General features: G+C 49.2%; 14 protein-coding genes. All 14 read left to right on the forward strand.

From position 1 onward, the window contains the following. Positions 1–19 precede the first annotated feature (19 nt). The 14 genes from CWE22_RS00750 to CWE22_RS00815 all read left to right on the forward strand — a co-directional run bounded on the left by CWE22_RS00750 (position 20) and on the right by CWE22_RS00815 (position 19,438). On the forward strand, positions 20–289 hold the full coding sequence (locus CWE22_RS00750) for a hypothetical protein (protein ID WP_169929501.1): 270 nt from the start codon (positions 20–22) through the stop codon (positions 287–289). Between the two features lie 56 nt (positions 290–345). Next, a complete protein-coding gene (locus CWE22_RS00755; RefSeq protein WP_169929502.1) occupies positions 346–597 on the forward strand; it encodes a hypothetical protein in 252 nt (83 codons plus the stop codon). A gap of 114 nt (positions 598–711) precedes the next feature. Continuing rightward, positions 712–4,197 carry a DNA polymerase III subunit alpha gene (gene dnaE / locus CWE22_RS00760; protein ID WP_169930970.1) on the forward strand — a complete coding sequence of 1,162 codons (3,486 nt, stop codon included), beginning with the start codon at positions 712–714 and terminating at the stop codon, positions 4,195–4,197. Then, the gene (gene accA / locus CWE22_RS00765; protein WP_169929503.1) at positions 4,198–5,154 is read left to right on the forward strand and encodes an acetyl-CoA carboxylase carboxyl transferase subunit alpha; all 957 of its coding nucleotides are present in this window, start codon (positions 4,198–4,200) and stop codon (positions 5,152–5,154) included. 20 nt (positions 5,155–5,174) lie between these two features. After that, positions 5,175–6,227: a tRNA lysidine(34) synthetase TilS gene (gene tilS / locus CWE22_RS00770; protein ID WP_169929504.1), complete on the forward strand. Its 1,053-nt coding sequence runs from the start codon at positions 5,175–5,177 to the stop codon at positions 6,225–6,227. Further along, positions 6,224–7,186 carry a DMT family transporter gene (locus CWE22_RS00775; RefSeq protein ID WP_169929505.1) on the forward strand — a complete coding sequence of 321 codons (963 nt, stop codon included), beginning with the start codon at positions 6,224–6,226 and terminating at the stop codon, positions 7,184–7,186. The genes tilS and CWE22_RS00775 overlap by 4 nt, the downstream gene beginning before the upstream one ends. After that, on the forward strand, positions 7,183–9,159 hold the full coding sequence (locus CWE22_RS00780) for a monovalent cation:proton antiporter family protein (protein WP_169929506.1): 1,977 nt from the start codon (positions 7,183–7,185) through the stop codon (positions 9,157–9,159). The genes CWE22_RS00775 and CWE22_RS00780 overlap by 4 nt, the downstream gene beginning before the upstream one ends. A 123-nt stretch (positions 9,160–9,282) precedes the next feature. Next, positions 9,283–10,527: an efflux RND transporter periplasmic adaptor subunit gene (locus CWE22_RS00785; protein ID WP_169929507.1), complete on the forward strand. Its 1,245-nt coding sequence runs from the start codon at positions 9,283–9,285 to the stop codon at positions 10,525–10,527. Beyond that, complete coding sequence (locus CWE22_RS00790) at positions 10,517–13,678, forward strand: efflux RND transporter permease subunit (RefSeq protein WP_169929508.1); 3,162 nt, start codon at positions 10,517–10,519, stop codon at positions 13,676–13,678. The genes CWE22_RS00785 and CWE22_RS00790 overlap by 11 nt, the downstream gene beginning before the upstream one ends. A 119-nt stretch (positions 13,679–13,797) precedes the next feature. Continuing rightward, positions 13,798–14,541, forward strand: a complete 744-nt coding sequence (locus tag CWE22_RS00795) for a DUF599 domain-containing protein (protein ID WP_169929509.1) — start codon at positions 13,798–13,800, stop codon at positions 14,539–14,541. Then, a complete protein-coding gene (astE, locus tag CWE22_RS00800; protein WP_169929510.1) occupies positions 14,538–15,551 on the forward strand; it encodes a succinylglutamate desuccinylase in 1,014 nt (337 codons plus the stop codon). Before CWE22_RS00795 ends, astE begins: the two co-directional genes overlap by 4 nt. Before the next feature lie 116 nt (positions 15,552–15,667). After that, a complete protein-coding gene (locus tag CWE22_RS00805) occupies positions 15,668–16,867 on the forward strand; it encodes a thiamine pyrophosphate-dependent dehydrogenase E1 component subunit alpha (protein ID WP_169929511.1) in 1,200 nt (399 codons plus the stop codon). Then, a complete protein-coding gene (locus CWE22_RS00810) occupies positions 16,867–17,844 on the forward strand; it encodes an alpha-ketoacid dehydrogenase subunit beta (RefSeq protein ID WP_169929512.1) in 978 nt (325 codons plus the stop codon). Before CWE22_RS00805 ends, CWE22_RS00810 begins: the two co-directional genes overlap by 1 nt. Before the next feature lie 13 nt (positions 17,845–17,857). Beyond that, positions 17,858–19,438, forward strand: a complete 1,581-nt coding sequence (locus CWE22_RS00815) for a dihydrolipoyllysine-residue acetyltransferase (RefSeq protein ID WP_169929513.1) — start codon at positions 17,858–17,860, stop codon at positions 19,436–19,438. The last annotated feature ends 77 nt before the right edge of the window (positions 19,439–19,515 follow it).

Raw genomic sequence — 19,515 nt, forward strand, 5'->3', positions numbered from 1 at the left:
GCAGTGGTAGTTGAGAAGTATGTCAGGATCAAAAATAAAAACAGAACAAGAGCTTGCCGTCGCCTTGCAACGGCTCGGTGAGCTGTCGCCCAATATTGTTGCGCAACAGACCGAGTATAATCAATTATTAGCTGCTATTGATGCCTACCAGTCGCGGTTCTTAACAGCATCGGAACATTCTTACGCTGATGCAGAACAGGCGTCCGCAGCCGTTCAAGAGGGCCGTCTTGTCGATCCGGAAGTCGTCCATGGTTGGATGAAAAAGTTTGATCAAAGCACGAAGAATTAGGTTTTTATGCGGTAGCACACTATCATGGCGGTCATTTACAGCCTATGGAGCCGCACATGCCCGTCCAAGACAATCCTGAGCAAGACTTTGAACAAAGCCCACTGACCCAAACTTACACTCAAAACGACCAAACCGTTCAAATTGATATTTATAAGTCGGTCGAGCACGGATGGATATTAGAGATTGTCGATCAAGACAATAATTCAACCTTATGGGAAGACCACTTTGAGTCCGATCAAGCGGCTTTGCAAGAAGCTCTTGATGCATTGAACGAAGAGGGTATCGAAGCCTTTATCGGTTCGTTCTAAGAGAACGCATTCTACGGATGACACAAGCGCAGGCATGCGGCACAATACAAGGATACATTTACGTTTAGCCTTGCATTGAGCCACATGACTGACGCACCAGCACCAGCTGAATCTATGCCTGCCACACCTCAATTTATTCACTTGCGCACGCACAGTGATTTTTCCATGATCGACGGTCTGCCCAAAGTTGGGCCACTGTGTGAAGCGGTGGCGGCGAAAGGTATGCCCGCCGTCGCATTGACCGACCAAATGAATATGTGTGGTCTGGTCCGCTTCTATCGGATGACCCACAAACTGGGCTTGAAGCCGATTGTGGGCTGCGATTTGTGGGTAGTTGATGCTGATGACTTGGATGAGCCAGCGACTCGCCTAACCGCATTAGCCATGAACAATGATGGCTATCAACAACTGACACAACTGATTAGTCGTGGCTATCTGGCCGGTCACCGCCAAGGTAAACCTTGTATCGATAAGCAATGGTTGGCAGAACACAATCACGGCATCATTTTGTTGAGTGGTGGGCGCGAGGGCGAAATCGGTCGTAAACTCCTGCAACAGAGAACTCAAGAAGCACGCGCGGCTTTGGCATTCTATCAGCAACATTTTGCTGATCGTTTCTATCTCGAGTTAGTGCGCACCGGTCGTCCGCAAGAAGATGACTACTTGCATGCTGCCGTTGCTCTTGCTGCAGAGACTGATACACCCGTGGTAGCAACGAATGAAGTCGTGTTTCTCAGTCCAGATAATTTCTATGCGCATGAAATTCGGGTTGCCGTAGCGGACGGTTATACCCTTGATGATAAACGTCGTCCCAAAAAATATAGCGATCAACAGTATTTAAAATCACCAGAAGAGATGGCTGAACTCTTCGCCGACATCCCTGAAGCGCTGGCTAACACTGTCGAAATTGCGAAGCGCTGCAACGTAACCGTGCGGCTGGATGAATATGTACTTCCGGAGTTCCCGACTGGCGGGATGACGCCAGGCGACTTCCTAATTAAGAAGTCGAAAGAAGGACTGGAATCAAGACTCTTGCAGTTGTTTCCCGACGAAGCCGTTCGCGAACGTGAACGTGGCGCTTATGACGAGCGTCTCGACATTGAATTGAAAGTTATCAATGACATGGGCTTTCCGGGTTACTTTCTGATTGTCATGGAGTTCATTCAATGGTCGAAGGACCACGGTATTCCGGTTGGACCGGGGCGCGGTTCAGGTGCCGGCTCTCTCGTTGCGTATGCACTCAAAATAACCGATTTGGATCCGCTGGAGTTGGATTTACTCTTTGAGCGATTCTTGAATCCTGAGCGGGTATCCATGCCCGATTTTGATATCGACTTCTGCATGGATCGCCGAGATGAGGTCATCGATCACGTGGCTGACCTCTACGGGCGGGAAGCGGTCAGTCAAATCATCACATTTGGAACCATGGCGGCAAAAGCGGCCATTCGCGATGTCGGTCGAGTGTTGGGTCATCCCTATGGCTTTGTCGATAAAATTACCAAGCTGGTGCCGAATGATCCCGGGATGACTCTTGAAAAAGCCTTTGAGCAAGAGTCTCGCTTGGTTGAGATGTATGAACAAGATGAGGATGTTCGTGATCTCATCGATATGGCGCGGATACTGGAGGGCGTGACGCGTAACGCCGGTAAGCATGCTGGCGGTGTCGTTATTGCACCCACTAAGATTACAGATTTCTCGCCGTTGTACTGCGACGAAGAGGGTAAACAGCCGGTCACACAATTTGATAAAAATGATGTCGAGGCGGCGGGCTTGGTCAAGTTCGACTTCCTCGGCTTGCGTACCCTAACCATTATCCAGTGGGCGCTGGAAATGGTGAATGCAAAGCGTGAACGGAGCCAGCAAGCGCCGATATTGATCGACAAGATTCCACTGGATGATCCAGCCTGCTTTAAGCTCCTGAAAAAAGGACAAACCACCGCCGTATTCCAGTTGGAATCGCGCGGTATGAAAGAACTCATTAAAAAAATGCTACCGGATTCGTTTGAAGACATCATCGCTTTGGTTGCACTCTTCCGCCCAGGTCCACTGCAGTCAGGTATGGTCGATAACTTTATTGATCGGAAGCATGGCCGTGAGTTAATTAGTTATCCAGATAAAGATTATCAGCACGACTCATTGAAGCCGATTTTGGAGCCAACTTACGGCGTTATCTTGTATCAAGAGCAGGTTATGCAAATTGCTCAGGTACTCGCGGGTTACTCGCTCGGAGGCGCCGATTTATTGCGTCGTGCCATGGGTAAGAAGAAGCCAGAAGAAATGGCAAAGCAGCGCGCGGTATTTGAGGAAGGCGCGAAAGACAACGGCATCGACCCAGACCTGGCCATCAAGATCTTCGATTTGGTGGAGAAATTCGCGGGGTATGGTTTTAACAAATCACACTCTGCTGCTTACGCATTAGTGTCCTATCAAACGCTGTGGATGAAAACGCATTATCCAGCCGAATTTATGGCCGCGGTCATGAGTGCCGATATGGATAATACCGACAAGATTGTGACCTTGGTTGATGAGTGCGAGCAGATGGGGTTGAAGCTGCTCCCGCCCGACGTCAACGTGGGTGAATACAAGTTCACCGTAGATAGCGAAGGTCATGTGGTTTATGGCATTGGCGCCATCAAAGGCGTGGGCGAGGGGCCGATTGAGGCTATCTTGGCAGCGCGAAACGAGGGTGGTCCCTTTAAAGATCTGTTCGATTTCTGCAACCGGGTTGACCTAAAACGATTAAATCGCAGAGTAGTAGAGAAACTGGTGCGTGCCGGGGCGATGGATTCACTCGGTCCGCATCGAGCGGCCTTAATCGCGACGCTTGAGAAGGCGATGAAGCAAGCCGAGCAACAAGCCCGTGCAGAAGAAATCGGCCAGAGTGATATGTTTGGTATTCTGACGCCAACGGATACCGCAACGCCTGAGCAGGAATTCGTACAAGTACCGCGTTGGCCAGAAGCGCATTGGTTAGAAGGTGAACGCGAAACTCTCGGGTTATATCTCACCGGACACCCAGTGAATCGTTACCGGCAAGAGCTACGTCATTATGTCGCCGGTGATTTATGTGATGTTCAAGCGACCGGTCGCGATCAAATGACGACGGTTGCTGGTTTAGTGATTGACGTCCGTACCTTGGTCAATAAAAAAGGGCAACGGTGGGCGATTGTCACGCTGGATGATAAAACTGGGCGTCTTGATGTACGCTTCTTCGCGCAAACTTATGAGAACTACCAACATTTGCTCGAAAAAGACCAAATTTTGTGGGTAAAAGGAGAGGTCAGCTTTGATGATTACTCGGGTGGCAATACAATGTCAGCTCGAGAGGTCATGACGGTGATCACGGCGCGTGAATTTTATGCCCGTGGATTGCGTTTAAAAGTCCGCACCGATCAGTTAGAAGGACAGGGGTTAAAGCGGTTAGTCGAAGTTATTGAGCCCTATAAGCAAGGGACAACGCCCCTGCATTTGTGCTATGTTCGTGATGATCTAGAAGCAAATTTCGCGGCGGGCACTGATTGGTATGTGACACCGACCGATGAATTAATACACGAGTTGGAAGTCCAACTTGGCAAGAATCATGTAGCTTTGGAATTTTAAATGAGTCTCAAATTTTTAGATTTTGAACAACCCATCGCAGAGTTGCAGGCGCAAATCGAAGAACTGAAAGCCGTCGGCGCGAAAGGTGATTTCGATATCTCTTTGGAAGAAGAGATCGACAAGCTGCAAGGCAAGCGTGAGCAACTCATTGAGAAAATTTTCGGTGATTTGGGCGCATGGCAAGTGGCGCAGTTAGCGCGACATCCAATGCGGCCGTACACACTCGACTATATCAAGCATATTTTCACCGATTTTGACGAGTTTGCAGGCGATCGAGCCTTTGCAGATGATCGTGCGATTGTCGGCGGTACTGCGCGTATTGACGGGCAGCCAGTGATGATTATTGGGCATCAAAAAGGTCGAGAAACCAAAGAAAAGCTGCTCCGTAACTTTGGCATGCCCAAGCCAGAAGGCTATCGCAAAGCACTGCGTTTGATGGAAATGGCTGAACGGTTTCAATTGCCGATTATTACCTTTATCGATACGCCGGGTGCTTATCCCGGCATTGGTGCTGAAGAACGCGGTCAATCGGAAGCCATTGCGCGTAATCTTAAAGTGATGTCGCGTTTGCAAGTGCCCATTATCTGTACGGTCATTGGTGAAGGGGGTTCTGGTGGTGCGTTGGCTATTGGTGTAGGTAACCGGGTCAATATGCTGCAATACTCAACCTATTCAGTGATCTCACCTGAAGGTTGTGCCTCGATTCTTTGGAAAAGTGCCGAGAAAGCACCACTAGCGGCCGAAGCAATGGGCGTCACTGCGCAACGCTCGTTGGAGTTAGGCTTGATCGATAAGATTGTCGAAGAGCCGTTGGGTGGTGGTCATCGTGACCACGAAGAGATCGCCAAGCGGTTAAAGGCCCGCTTACTCGCTGACTTAGCCGAGTTAGGTAAACTTGATCGTTCTGCACTTCTTGAGCAGCGTTATCAAAAATTGATGTCGTTCGGCTACTGCTAATGTTGAACGGCTAAACAACGATGCGTCAGCAAGATGAACTGAAACAGGGGGCGACAGCGAGTTTGCCCCCTTTTCGTGACCTGTATCCAACGTTGTGCCAATGCCTTACGGAACTACCTCCCGCTGAATCACGTTTTTTTATCGCCTGTTTGGGTGGTGGCGCGGATTCTCAGACTTTATTAGATTTGTTGGATCGTTATCGTCACAACTATCCAGATAGCCAATTTCTAGCCATTCACCTGGATCATGAATTCCATCCAGACTCTGCAATCTGGGCTGCCAGTTTAAAAACCGATTGTGAACAACGTCAATTCCCATTTTATGGTGAAGTATTAGCGGTAGCACAAGGACCTCGAGTCAGCAAAGAAGCTGCTGGGCGAGACGCGCGCTATCAGCGTCTTATTGCATTGGCGAAGGAGCGAGCCGAAGGCAAACAAATAGTGATGTTGCTCGGTCAGCATCGCAACGATCAAATTGAAACTTTCTTGCTGCAACTGAAGCGTGGGTCCGGACCTAAAGGTCTATCCGCAATGGCACCGCTTACCGAACGCGGCGGTTGTTGGTGGTTACGCCCGTTGCTGAACGTATCAAAAGCTGAAATTTATGCTTATGCCGTAGAGCGTCAGCTGCATTGGGTTGAAGACAATACCAATTACGATACGTTTATTGATCGAAACTTTTTACGGCACGACATTATTCCCCATTTAGAAGCGCGTTGGCCGGGTTTCGGTGATGCAGTGGTGCGCAGCGCGGCATTGTGCGCTGAGCAGCAAGAGCTCCTCGAGGGGCTATTAAGCGACCAACTCAAAGCGATTATCGATAGCGACGGGTGTTTGCTGTGTGGTTGGTTGGAACAACAGCAACCAGCGCTTCAGCGAGCTTTGTTGCGACTGTGGATCGAAAAGTCAGCAGCTGCGGTTCCTTCCTATGCGGTGCTCGAACAAATTCGCGAACAAATGCTGTACAGTGAAAATGACCGCCAACCACTGGTGCGTTGGGATCGATTTACCATCACCCGTCACAATCAACCACGTAAAAATCGTCGCTTACAGATTCAGCAAGAGCCGTTATGACCACGCAACCCGAACCTGATTTAACCGCGGCAACCGCAGCAATACCGCCCACTGATCAGGTCACTAAGGTGACTCCTGACCAAACCCGCGCCATTAAGTTTGCTTTGACTGCGGTGTTGCTATGGTCGACCGTTGCAACGGCCTTCAAGCTCGCTCTTGACTACCTAACCCCAATTCAATTACTGACCATTGCAGCAGTAGTCAGTGTCATAACATTTGCAGTCATCATGACGTGGCAACGCCGCTGGCACGAAGCATGTGCGATAGGGGTAAAACGCTACAAGTTTTATATATTTCAGGGGTTTATCAACCCTTTTGCCTATTATTTAGTGCTTTTCTCTGCTTATAACGCGTTGCCGGCGCAGCAAGCCCAAGCGATTAACTACAGTTGGGCCATTACCATGGCGTTACTGGCAGTCCCTATTTTGAAGCAAAAACTATCACGTCGCGCGCTGTTGGCGATGCTGATTGCTTATGTTGGCGTTATCTTTATTGCCACTGGTGGGCGTTGGGATTTTCAACAAACCAATTGGGTCGGTATTGGCCTCGCGTTGGGAAGTACTTTGCTCTGGGCGGGCTATTGGCTCAGTAATATTCATAACCAAGATAAGCCGATACCGGCGTTGTTCTGGTGTTTTGTATTCGGTTCAGGTTGGTTGCTCATTGCGCAACTGTTGTGGGTAACAGACCCATGGCAGGGCTATTTGAATCTACCCCTGCAAGGTTGGCTAGGCGGCGTGTATGTTGGTCTCTTTGAAATGGGCATTACTTTTTTGGTGTGGCTTACCGCCATGCGAAGTGCAGAGAATGCTGGGCGCATCAGTTCACTTGTCTTTCTCAGTCCTTTCATCAGCTTGTTATTGATTTACTTTATTTTGGGCGAAACCATTCACTACACTACGGTTATTGGATTACTCTTGATTATTATCGGCTTGAGTTTACAGGGAGAGCGAACATGAATAGTGGCTTCACAGATGTCCTGCTCTTACTCGCCATAGCAGTCGTGTTGGTGTGGGGGTTTCGTCGCGTCAAGTTACCGGCCATATTGGCTTATTTAACGGCTGGGATTATCGCCGGACCTGATGTAACTGGCTGGATTCAAGACCCCGATGAATATCACTTTATTGCTGAACTTGGCGTGGTATTGCTGTTGTTCTCGCTGGGACTCGAATTTTCATTGCCAAAAATGATAGCTATGCGCCGCTTAGTGTTTGGCTTGGGGCTTGGACAGGTGGTCATTTGTACCGTGCTGTTTGCTGGTCTCGCATATGTGTTCAGCAATGACTGGGCAGCCGCATTTGTCATTGGTGGAGTCTTGGCGCTGTCATCCACAGCGGTGGTGATCAAGCAGCTCGGCGAATCCGCTCAATTAACCTCAAAGCGCGGACAAATTACCGTTGCGACGCTGCTGTTTCAAGACATCGCAGTAGTGCCATTCTTGATCGTGATTCCGCTACTTGCTTCCACAGCAGGGGAGAGCTCCATTTGGGCCAATTTAGCCATCGCCATGGGCAAAGGTGCCGGTGTAGTTGTGGTGTTGATGGCCATAGGGAAGTGGGTTCTTCCACATATTTTCAAAGAAATCGCGCGACTTAGAACAGATGAGTTATTTGTTTTGGCGACTTTGTTGGTGGCACTGGTTGCTGGTGGCCTGACCCATTTGTTCGGATTATCGATGGCGTTGGGTGCGTTTTTAGCGGGCATGATGTTGGGCGAGAGTAAGTATAAACACCAGCTCGAAGCCGATATTCGACCGTTTCGCGATATTTTAATGGGCTTATTCTTTATAACCGTAGGGATGCAGCTCGATTTGATAGTATTTATCGAGAACCTGCATTGGATTGTCCTTGGTGTGCTGGTCGTAGGCGCCATAAAAGCGCTCGTCGTGCGCTGGCTTGCTGTCCGTATGGGTGAGCGCTCAGAAGATTCGTGGGGCGCAGGATTGATGCTCTTCCAAATGGGAGAGTTTGGCTTTGTTCTGGTTTCTTTGGCACTTACTTATGCACTGCTACCGAATGCTGTCGCCAGTATTTTAGTGGGTATTGGGGTGCTTGGCATGGCATTAACTCCGCTCGTAATTCAGCGTTGTAGTCCGATTGTGAATGCGGTTCTCAAACTCGTTGGCGCTGCAGGTTCTAATGCACACGATCAAGAATCATTAGCACCGAAAGATGAACATACCAAAGTGCTTATCTTAGGCTTCGGTCGCGTTGGTCAGACCGTGAGTCGTTTTCTGGAGCAAGAGGGTATTGATCATCTGGCGATTGATCATGATACCCGCCGTGTTCAAGAGGCTCTTGCCGGTGGCGCGAAAGTATTTTTCGGTGACGCTGGTCGACGCGACATTCTGAAAGCGGTACACGCAGAAGAAGTTGAGCTGATTATCATTAGCTTCGCGGAAGATGAACGTGCGCTAGATGCGCTCAGAGCTATTCGCAGCCTAAATGACCATGCCGAAGTCATTGTGCGTAGCCGTGATGACTCTAAACTCAAAGCTATGATGGAAGCAGGCGCAACACAGGTCGTGCCAGATACGCTCGAAGCTAGTTTGATGTTGGTATCACAAATTCTGAGTCGTACTGGAGTTCCGATTCGCCGGATTCTCTCTCGATTGGATCACGCGCGCCGCTCGCATTACGGCGAACTGCATGGCTTTTACCCCGGTGAAAGCACCAATATGGATCCGGAACGCATTGATAAGCTGCAGTTTTTGCACGCAGTACAAATTCCAGAAAATGCCTATGCAACGGGTCGTTCGTTACGTGATTTAGGTCTACAAGACATTAATTGTATGATTCGTTCAGTGCGACGAGGAGAACAAGACATCAAAGAAGTTGATGGCGACTTCACGCTGGAAAAGGACGATGTATTGTTGTTATCTGGCGGTCCGAGAGCGATTGAAGCAGCCGAAAGTTATCTTTTAAACGGTTAATTGAAATGCTTCGTTACAACTGACTGATCCAAACTAACAGTCTGCAACATATTCCCGCTAACTTTCTAAGGGATTAGCCCGCATAATACAGCTAATAAATCTCGACAGTGGATGATTCACCTAATGGCTCTAAGAAAACGCGTATTTTTACCCCCTCTCATCATTGCTTTTGCGATTACCGTAGTCGTTGTTCTCTCGTCGCTGCGGCCTCAACCTCCGATGCGTTCAATGGAACGTCCCGCTGTATTGGTTGAAGTTCTTGAGGCAACGCCGACCGATGTACGTTTCACCGTCGACGGGCAAGGGAACGTCATGCCGAAGCGCACGACAAATCTGGTTGCGCAAGTCAGTGGTCGGGTGGTTGAACTCTCGGACAAGTTTGTCAATGGTGGCTTTTTTGAGCGTGGTGAAGTACTGCTAAAAATCGATCCAGCTGACTATCAAGTCGCGCTGCAAAGCGCGCAAGCGCAATTAGCGCAAGCTAAAGCCACTCTGGCTGAAGAAAGCGCACGTGCTCAAGTTGCCCGAGAAGAATGGGAATCATTGCAAATGGGCGAAATTCCGGCTCTCGGTATTCGCGAACCTCAAGTCGCTGCGGCGGTCGCCAACGTGCAATCTGCTGAAGCGGGTGTTTCCCGAGCAAAGCGCGATTTAGAACGTACCGAAATTAAAGCGCCATTCGACGGATTGCTACAAAATAAAGGCGTCGATTTAGGCCAATATGTATCGATGAATTCGCAGATTGGAACACTTATGGGAACTGAGGTGGCTGAAATCCGTGTGCCATTGAGCGACCGTGATTTAGCGTACCTTAATCTGCCAGATGGTGAGACCGACGCGAGCAATTATCCGTTGGTCGAAGTGTATTCCAACATTGCTGGTGAAACGCAGCGTTGGTTGGGCCGGATGGTCCGCAGCGAGGGTATTCTGGATAGCAGCAGCCGAGTCATCTATGGCGTTGTCCAAATTGATGACCCGTATAATCAAGCTGCACAAACACATCCAACGCCGCTTCGATTCGGCCGCTTTGCGCAACTGAGTATTGAAGGTTCTGAAGCGAGTGGCGTCTTTGAAGTGCCCCGTTATGCTTTAACCACAACTGGCAAACTCTGGATTGTCGACGAAGAGCGCCGTTTGCAGAGTCGTGACGTCAATATTTTGCGTGCTGATGACAATAAACTTTATATCGATAGCGGTCTGAATCGAGGCGACAAAGTGGTATTGACTCAGCTCGCAAATGCATTACCGAGTATGAAAGTCCGTTTGCCAGGTGATCCCGTACCTAAACAACTCGAACAACCGACCAATCCGAATGCAGAGACCGAAGTAGCTGCTGAAGAAGAGAAGGACGCGGACAATGGTGAATAATCAGCAACCGCAGGAAACAGGTTTCATTGCTTGGTGGGCGAACAACCGTGTCGCCGCTAATCTACTTATGGCCATTATTATTGTTGCGGGTATTTTGGCTATTGGCCAAGTCCGCAAACAAATGTTCCCTGAAATAGAATTGAACATCATCAGTGTGCAAGTACCTTTCCCAGGTGCTGCACCACAAGAAGTTGAGCAGGGTGTGATTGTACGCATCGAAGATGCGATTGAAGATGTCGATGGTATCGAGCGGCTGAGTTCCACTGCGCGAGAAGGTTTGGGAACTCTAACCATTGAAGTGGAACCCAGCTATGACGTGCAAGTGGTCATGGATGAGGTGAAGATGCTCATCGATGGTATTCCGGCATTACCAGAGCAAATTGAATCTCCTAATATTTATCGGATTCGGCCACAACGTCAGGTTATTTGGCTGTCGATTTACGGTGCTGCCGATGAATTTATGCAAAAAGAGCTAGCGAAGTCGATTCGTGACGACCTAAAACAAATTGGCGGTATTACCAAAGTAGAAGTCGTTGGTGCTCGAAACTATGAAATTTCTATCGAGATTTCTGAGGCTGACTTACAACGTTACGGTTTGACGTTTGGCCAGATTGTCCAAGCTGTCCGTGGCACCTCTATTGATGTTGCAGGCGGTTCGATTCGCACGCCGAATGGCGATATTTTGTTGCGCGCGAATAACCAAGCCTACGTGGGTGGTGAGTTTGAGAAAATTGTTCTGATCAACAATCCGGATGGCACACGGCTGACGCTTGCAGACATTGCCAACGTCAAAGATGGGTTTGTGGAAAACCGTCGTTTCACCAAGTTTGACGGCGATAATGCAACCTTTGTCCGAGTTGACTCGGTCGGTGACCAAAATGATTTGGCCACAGCTGCTGCGGTTAGAAGCTACGTAGAACGCAAACAGAAAGAATTACCGCCTGAAGTGAAGTTAGCGCACTGGGGGGATAGTTCATACTATCTTCAAGGTCGTCTTGATTTGATGATCGACAACCTTATTTTCGGTGGCATCTTGGTGTTTGTCATGTTGTCACTGTTCTTGCAATTGCGGCTAGCTTTCTGGGTCATGATTGGTATTCCGCTGTGTTTCTTAGGAACCATAGCCATGATGCCGCTGCCCATGATCGACATTTCCATCAATATGATTTCACTATTTGGATTTATATTGGTACTGGGGATAGTGGTCGACGATGCCATAGTGATAGGGGAGTCTGCTTATACCGAGATAGAAAAGTATGGGCAGACTACTGATAACGTTGTACGTGGCGCGAAGCGAGTCGCGATGCCTGCGACCTTTGGTGTACTGACCACCATGGTAGCGTTCATTCCTATGCTGATGGTTGAAGGTGGCATGGGTGGCATTTGGGAGTCTATCGCATGGGTTGTCATTATCGCTCTAGCATTCTCCCTGGTCGAATCTAAACTGATTCTGCCAGCACACATTGCAGCGATGAAATATTCCAAAGGTGGTGGTGAGAAGCTGAACGCATTCCAACGCGGTCGCAATAAGATTTCTGATAGTCTGAAAGTGTTTGTGACCAAGTACTATTCGCCGTTCCTGAAGAAGTGTTTGCACTACCGTTATACCACGCTAGCCACCTTTTTGGCGTTGTTCATACTGACCATTGGCTTAATCAGTGGCGGTGTCGTGCGCTGGGTATTCTTCCCGAATATTCCGAGTGACTTCGTGCGTTCTAATTTAGAAATGCAGCCAGGTTCCTCAGAAGAAGCGACGATTCGAGCGCTACAAGAATTGGAAAATGCACTCTACCGTGTCAATGACGAGGTTCGTGAAAAAGAAGGTGAAGGCGTTGTTCGTCATGCCACTATGTTCTTAAATGGAACCAGTGGTGGTCAGCTTCTGGTGGAATTAAAGAAAGGCGAGGAACGTGAAATTGATGGTTTTGCAATCGTCAATGAGTGGCGTCTTGAAACACCAGAAATAGCGGGTGTGAAAAACCTCAACTTTGAGGGCAGTATTGGCGGCGGTGGCGGCTTCGATGTCGAGTTCCAGTTAACGGGCGATGATTTGAATGAATTGTCTGCGGCCGCGAAGGAATTGAAGGAAAAAATGGCCGAGTACGCTGGTGTGTTTGATATCGAAGATACCTTTGGTGAGGGTAACGACGAAATCATCCTCGAGCTAAAACCGCTCGCAACGGCGATGGGGATCACACTCTCCGAGTTAGCAACGCAAGTGCGCTATGCGTTCTATGGTGCTGAAGCGCAGCGCATTCAACGCAATGATGAAGAAGTCCGCGTGATGGTGCGTTATCCGGAGTTAGAGCGTCAATCGATCGGTAATTTGGAAAGTATGAAGGTGCGGGGTAGTGATGGTTCGTTGATTCCATTTACGGAGTTGGCAACAATCCGCTTTGCGGAAGGCTATGCCACCATCAACCGTATTAACCGTGAGCGCTCGGTAACCGTTCGTGCACGTGTCGATAAAGAGACTGTTGAGCCCTTCGAAATTGTTCGTCAAGTACGGGCAAATGTGATCCAGCCCATTATTGACCAATATCCTTCGGTCGGCTTTAAATTGGAAGGTGCATCACAAGATGAAGCTGAGGCTACAAGCTCACTTGCAATCGGCTTTATGTTGGCGTTATTTGCAATTTATGCGTTGATGGCCGTGCCACTAAAATCATACAGCCAGCCCTTTATTATCATGTCGGTAATTCCATTTGGGATGATCGGTGCGGTAGTAGGACACTGGATATTGGGCATGCCGATTTCGATTCTGTCTTTATTCGGGATCATCGCCTTGGCTGGGGTTGTAGTAAACGACTCGCTGGTTATGGTGGATTATGTCAACAAAGCGCGTGCTGAAGGGACCGCTCTGCGTAAAGCAGTCGCTGAGGCCGGCGCCGTGCGCTTCCGCGCAATCTTGTTGACGTCATTGACGACATTCTTCGGCTTAGTGCCGATTGTGATGGAAACCTCACTGCAAGCGAAAATTGTCATACCTATGGCGATTTCGTTAGCCTTCGGTATCTTGTTCGCGACAGTGATCACGTTAATTTTGATTCCGTGTTTGTATCTCATCATGGATGACACTAAGCGTGGGTTACGGACGATGTTGTCTTGGTATGGTTTAGCGAAGCCACCTGCACCAAAAACTGAATCATAAGCTGTCACAATTTGTTAAACTATTGACCGTACAATGAATCGGTCAGCGAAAAGGGCTTAGGCGATTCGTCTCAGCCCTTTTTCTTTGCCGAGCAAGCTATTGCATAGGAAGACAGCACTATGAACTTGGCGCCTTTGGATATTATTGCTTTAAGCATCTTTGTGGTGCTTTGGTACAGCTACACGCAATTCGCTCGCTATCGTGCTCGCACCACCCATTCGTTATCAAATATTTTGCGTCAGTTACGGGTCGATTGGATGACTACGTTAACGCGTAAAGATCATCAAATTGCGGATGCCGCGTTGCTGGGTAACGTCGAACGAACCGTCACTTTCTTCGCCTCATCGACCATACTGGTGCTAGCCGGTGTACTGACGTTATTGGCGTCTGCGGACAAAGTAGTAGAGGTACTGGCATCCATTCCGTTTACAGCGCCATCGTCACCCGAAAAAGTGCAACTGAAACTGGCTATCTTGGCGCTAATTTTTGTATTCGCCTTCTTCAAATTTACCTGGGCTATTCGCCAGTTTGGTTTCGTATCGGTATTGATGGGCGCAGCACCGCAGTATCGCTCGACTGAGTTTACCGATGAAGACCGTGATCAGTTCGCTCGACAAGCAGCCAAAGTGCTCGATCAAGCTGGTCATGAATACAACAACGGGTTGCGCGCCTATTACTTTGCGTTGGCGTTACTGACATGGTTTTTGCATCCCTACTTATTTCTCGCGTCGACCGCAGTAGTCGTATTTGTGCTGTATCGTCGTGAATATCGTTCCACGATTCTACGGGCGTTGTTGGCAACGAAAGGCCTTCAGCCTGGCCCGATAACCAATCAAAAAACCGAAACTGGAGATTCGCAGTGAGTCGTACTTTCGATGTTTTAGAATGGACCCTTGCCGCTGCCCGCGGTGAAAACTATCCGGACTTCCCAGAACACCCGCAAATGACCGTTTATGACACTGGGGTCATTGCGATTGAGCCTGAGCAGGGTAGCTCAAAAGATGTGATTATATCGTGCGCGGTGCATGGCGATGAGACTGCACCGATTGAGTTGGTGCGCGACATGATTCACGCAGTTCTCGATGGTGCTTTGGAGATTCGCCAGCGCGTACTTTTTATGATTGCCAACCCGTGGTCGATTGTGGCTGGCAAGCGCTTTGTTGAGGTGAACATGAATCGCCTATTTAGCGGTGCGCATGCGACCGGTGACACATTGGAACACCAACATGCTGCGAAGTTAGAGCGCTATGTCGAGCGCTTTTACACGAGTGCTCCAGCCGGGCAACGGCAGCGCTATCATTATGACTTACATACGGCTATTCGTGATTCTGCCTATGAGAAGTTTGCGGTATATCCTTTTCGTCACGGCCAACCCTACAAACGCGAGCAGCTCACATTTCTAGCCGAATGTGGCGTCTCCACGATTCTATTGAATCAAGCGCCAACCACTACGTTTAGCTACTTTAGCAGTCATCAGTTTGGTGCCGATGCGTTTACCGTTGAGCTTGGTAAAGTGCGTCCGTTTGGTCAGAATGATATGAGTCGGTTTGCAGCTGCGGACCATATGTTCCGGCAGCTCATCAGTACGGATGTACTTGAACTACCGGCTTTTGACGCGAGTCGGCATCATATTTTTGATGTGTGTCGCACGATCGATCGTACGCAGAGCGAGTTCCGTTTGAACTTCCCGGATGATGTCGCAAATTTTACTCCGTTTCCACGAGGAGCATTACTCGCCGTTGATGGCACCACGGAGTACCACGTCGAGCAAGCACAAGAACGTATTATTTTCCCCAATGCCAATGTGGCTATTGGCCAGAGAGCATTGTTGACCGTGGTCGAATTACCGGTCACGGAGCTTGATCTGGTCTGAGCTGTGGCTGTTGCGTAGATTTTACGACCAGCCACGTGAAATTCGCGATTGCGCCGTTTGCATGTCAGTTGACGTAAAGGTAAAGTGAGCGCAATTTTTGTTACAACGAGAAAGTTATGGCGAAAGATACTAAGCACCAATTGGAAATAGTGACCAAGCCGGCATTTTTAGATGCTTCGGCACTGAAAATTCCGATGCTGCAAATCCTCAAAGAGGATGGCACCTTGCACAAAGGTGTGAAAGCACCCGACATGGATAAAAACCTGGCGTTAAAGGTCTTCGACACCATGCAGTTTATTCGCATTCTTGATGAGCGGATGATCGCCGCTCAGCGTCAAGGTCGCATCAGTTTCTATTTGTCGTCGTTAGGTGAAGAGGCCGCCAGTATTGGCTCTGCCGCAGCACTGCAAGCCGATGACATGATCATGGGTCAATACCGTGAACAGGGTGCTTTAGCGTTTCGTGGGTTTACCGTTGAACAATTTATGGATCAGTTGTTCTCTAATGAACGCGACTTAGGTAAAGGCCGCCAAATGCCTGTGCATTACGGCTGTAAAGACCTGAACTTTATGACTATTGCTTCGCCATTGGCGACGCAGATCCCGCAAGCCACAGGTTATGCTTACGGTCAAAAAATGGATAAATCAGGCACTTGTACCATTTGCTATTTCGGCGAAGGCGCAGCATCAGAAGGTGATTTCCACGCTGCTCTGAACATGGCCGCCGTGTACAAAGTTCCAGTCATTTTCTTCTGTCGTAACAATGGTTATGCCATTTCTACGCCGTCTCAAGGCGAGCAGTATGCAGGCGATGGGATTGCGCCGCGTGGCGTGGCATATGGCATGAAGACGATTCGAGTGGATGGTAACGACATTTTTGCGGTCTACCAGGCGACACAGTTGGCGCGTAAGTTGGCCGTTGAAGAGAATGAGCCTGTGCTGATTGAAGGCATGTCCTATCGTATGGCCGGTCACTCAACTTCGGACGACCCAACGGGCTATCGTACGCGTGAGGAAGAAGACTCATGGCGCGCGAAAGATCCGGTCGCACGCTTCCAGAAATGGTTGCTGGCAAAGGGTTGGATCAATGAAGATGATGCGCAAGCTAATTACGACGAGAAAAAAGCTGCTGTCCTGGCTGCATTGAAAGAAGCAGAGAAGGTTCCAGCACCGCATATTGATGAATTGATTGAAGATGTGTACGACACGCCACCCAAACACCTCAAGCAACAACTCGAAGAGCTGAAAGCGCATATTCGTAAGTATCCAGATGCGTATCCAAAAACAGCGTCGCGTTTGAATGGAGGTGACAAATAATGGCTAAGATGAATTTACTCCAGGCCATCAATAGCGCCCTTGAAATCGCGATGACAAAGAGCGACAAGGTGTACAGCTTTGGTGAAGATACAGGTTCTTTCGGTGGTGTATTTCGTGCTACTTCTGGACTCACTGAGAAGTTCGGTAAGCATCGTAACTTTAATACTCCACTGGTTGAACAAGGGATTCTCGGTTTTGCGAACGGCTTAGCGTCGCAAGGCAGCTATGCAGTCGCCGAGATTCAGTTCGGTGATTACATTTTCCCGGCGTTTGACCAAATTGTGAATGAATCGGCTAAGTTCCGTTATCGTTCAGGTAACGAGTTTGATGTCGGTGGGTTAACCATCCGTACACCATACGGTGGCGGTATTGCGGGTGGTCATTACCACTCACAGTCACCTGAAGCTTACTTCGCGCATACGCCAGGCCTAAAGATTGTCATGCCACGTAATCCGTACATGGCGAAAGGCTTGTTACTGAGCTCTATTTTCGATCCAAACCCCGTGCTCTTTATGGAGCCGAAGCGTTTGTATCGTGCATCTGTGGGTGAAGTACCTGAAGAAGAGTACACGCTTGAGCTCGGCAAAGCCGACGTGGTTCGTGAAGGCTCTGATGTCACGATCGTGGCTTGGGGTGCGCAGGTTGAGATGGCTGAAAAGGCTGCTGACAAAGCGGCGGAAGCGGGTATTTCTTGTGAAGTGATCGACCTGGTCAGTATTTTGCCATGGGACGTCGAAACGGTTGCCAAGTCAGTCTTCAAAACAGGCCGTTTGGTGGTAACGCAAGAAGCGCCACTGACCAATGGTTTTGCTAGCGAAGTGGCTGCGACTATCCAGCAAGAATGCTTCTTGTACTTAGAGTCACCCATTATGCGTGTGTGCGGTCTCGATACGCCGTATCCGTTGTGCCACGAGAAAGAATACTTTGTTGACCATTTGAAAGTGTACGAAGCGGTACACGCGTCGATGAATTACTAAGAGGCCGTTGATCATGAGTAAAGATTTTATCTTACCGGACATTGGCGAAGGCATCGTCGAGTGTGAAATTGTCGAATGGCTGGTTGCAGAAGGCGATACCATTAAGGAAGATCAACCGGTTGTTGACGTAATGACCGACAAAGCGTTGGTGCAAATTCCTGCCAAAGAAGATGGCGTAGTCGCGAAGCTGTATTACCAAAAAGGTGATATTGCGAAGGTCCATGAGCCATTGTTTGCTATCACTGGTGCGGAGAATGCATCAGAGAGTGCATCAGAGAATGCATCAGAGAATGCATCAGAGAGCGCACCAGCGCCACAACCTGCACCAGCTCCAGCGCCTGCTCCAGCGGCATCATCAAGCGCTGTTGAAGATTTTATCTTGCCGGACATCGGTGAAGGTATTGTCGAGTGCGAAATTGTCGAATGGCAAGTACAGGAAGGCGATACCATCGAGGAAGACCAGCCGGTTGTCGATGTGATGACTGACAAAGCGTTGGTGCAAATTCCAGCGAAAGCAGCTGGGGTTGTCGAGAAGCTTTACTATCAGAAAGGCGATATCGCGAAGGTTCACGAGCCATTGTTTGCCGTTCGTTCGGAGAGCAGCTCGAATGCCGACGCACCAGCGACACAACCACAGGCGCAAGCACCCGCTCCAAGTTCTGAGCGTTCAGAGAAACCAGGTCCGAGCGTCACTAGCGGGAAAGCGATTGCTAGTCCTGCGGTGCGTCGTCGTGCCCGTGAATTGGAAGTCGATCTGAGCAAAGTCAAAGGCTCAGGCGCCAAGGGTCGCGTCATGAAAGAAGACGTGGAAGCCTTTGCTGATGGCGGCGCAGCGCCGGCTCCAGCGCCGCAAGCCGCTTCTTCATCGACAACTGCACCAACAGCGGGTGGCAAACGTACGGAAGCGATTCGCGGCGTGAAAGCGGCTATGGCGAAGGCCATGATGAATTCGGTGAGCACCATTCCGCACTTCACCTATGCCGATGAATTTGATCTCACTGCGGTGATCGCGTTACAGAAGCAATTGAAAGAGCGCTATGCCGACCAAGGTATTCGTATCACCATGATGCCGTTCTTTATCAAAGCATTGTCATTAGCGTTGAAAGAATTCCCATTAATGAATGCGCAAGTGAACGACGATTGTACCGAGATCACCTACTTTGATGATCACAACATCGGTATGGCGGTCGATACCAAAATTGGTTTGCTCGTTCCGAACATTAAACAAGTGCAGAACAAGAGCATTATTGATGTTGCCAACGAAGTCACACGACTCACGCAAGCCGCACGTGAAGGCCGCGTGGCGCAGGAAGATATGAAAGGTGGCACGATTACCATCTCGAATATCGGTGTGATTGGCGGCACGGTTGCTACTCCGATCATCAATAAACCTGAGGCGGCTATTGTCGCATTGGGTAAAGTGCAGGCATTGCCGCGCTTTGATGCCGACGGCAACGTGGTTGCACGGCAGATGATGACGGCGAGTTGGTCCGGTGATCATCGCATTATTGACGGTGGCACTATTGCTCGATTCAACAAGCGTTGGCAGGAGTTCCTAGAGGATCCGACGTCAATGTTGGTACATATGATCTAGCTACTGGCTACTAGTTATTAGTTACTCGTGAAAAGATGAAATACGAAAAACGAAGACAAAAAAGGGCCGGATGGCCC

Origin of the sequence: Pseudidiomarina aestuarii (genome assembly GCF_003987355.1) — a bacterium.
Classification (GTDB): Bacteria; Pseudomonadota; Gammaproteobacteria; order Enterobacterales; family Alteromonadaceae; genus Pseudidiomarina; species Pseudidiomarina aestuarii.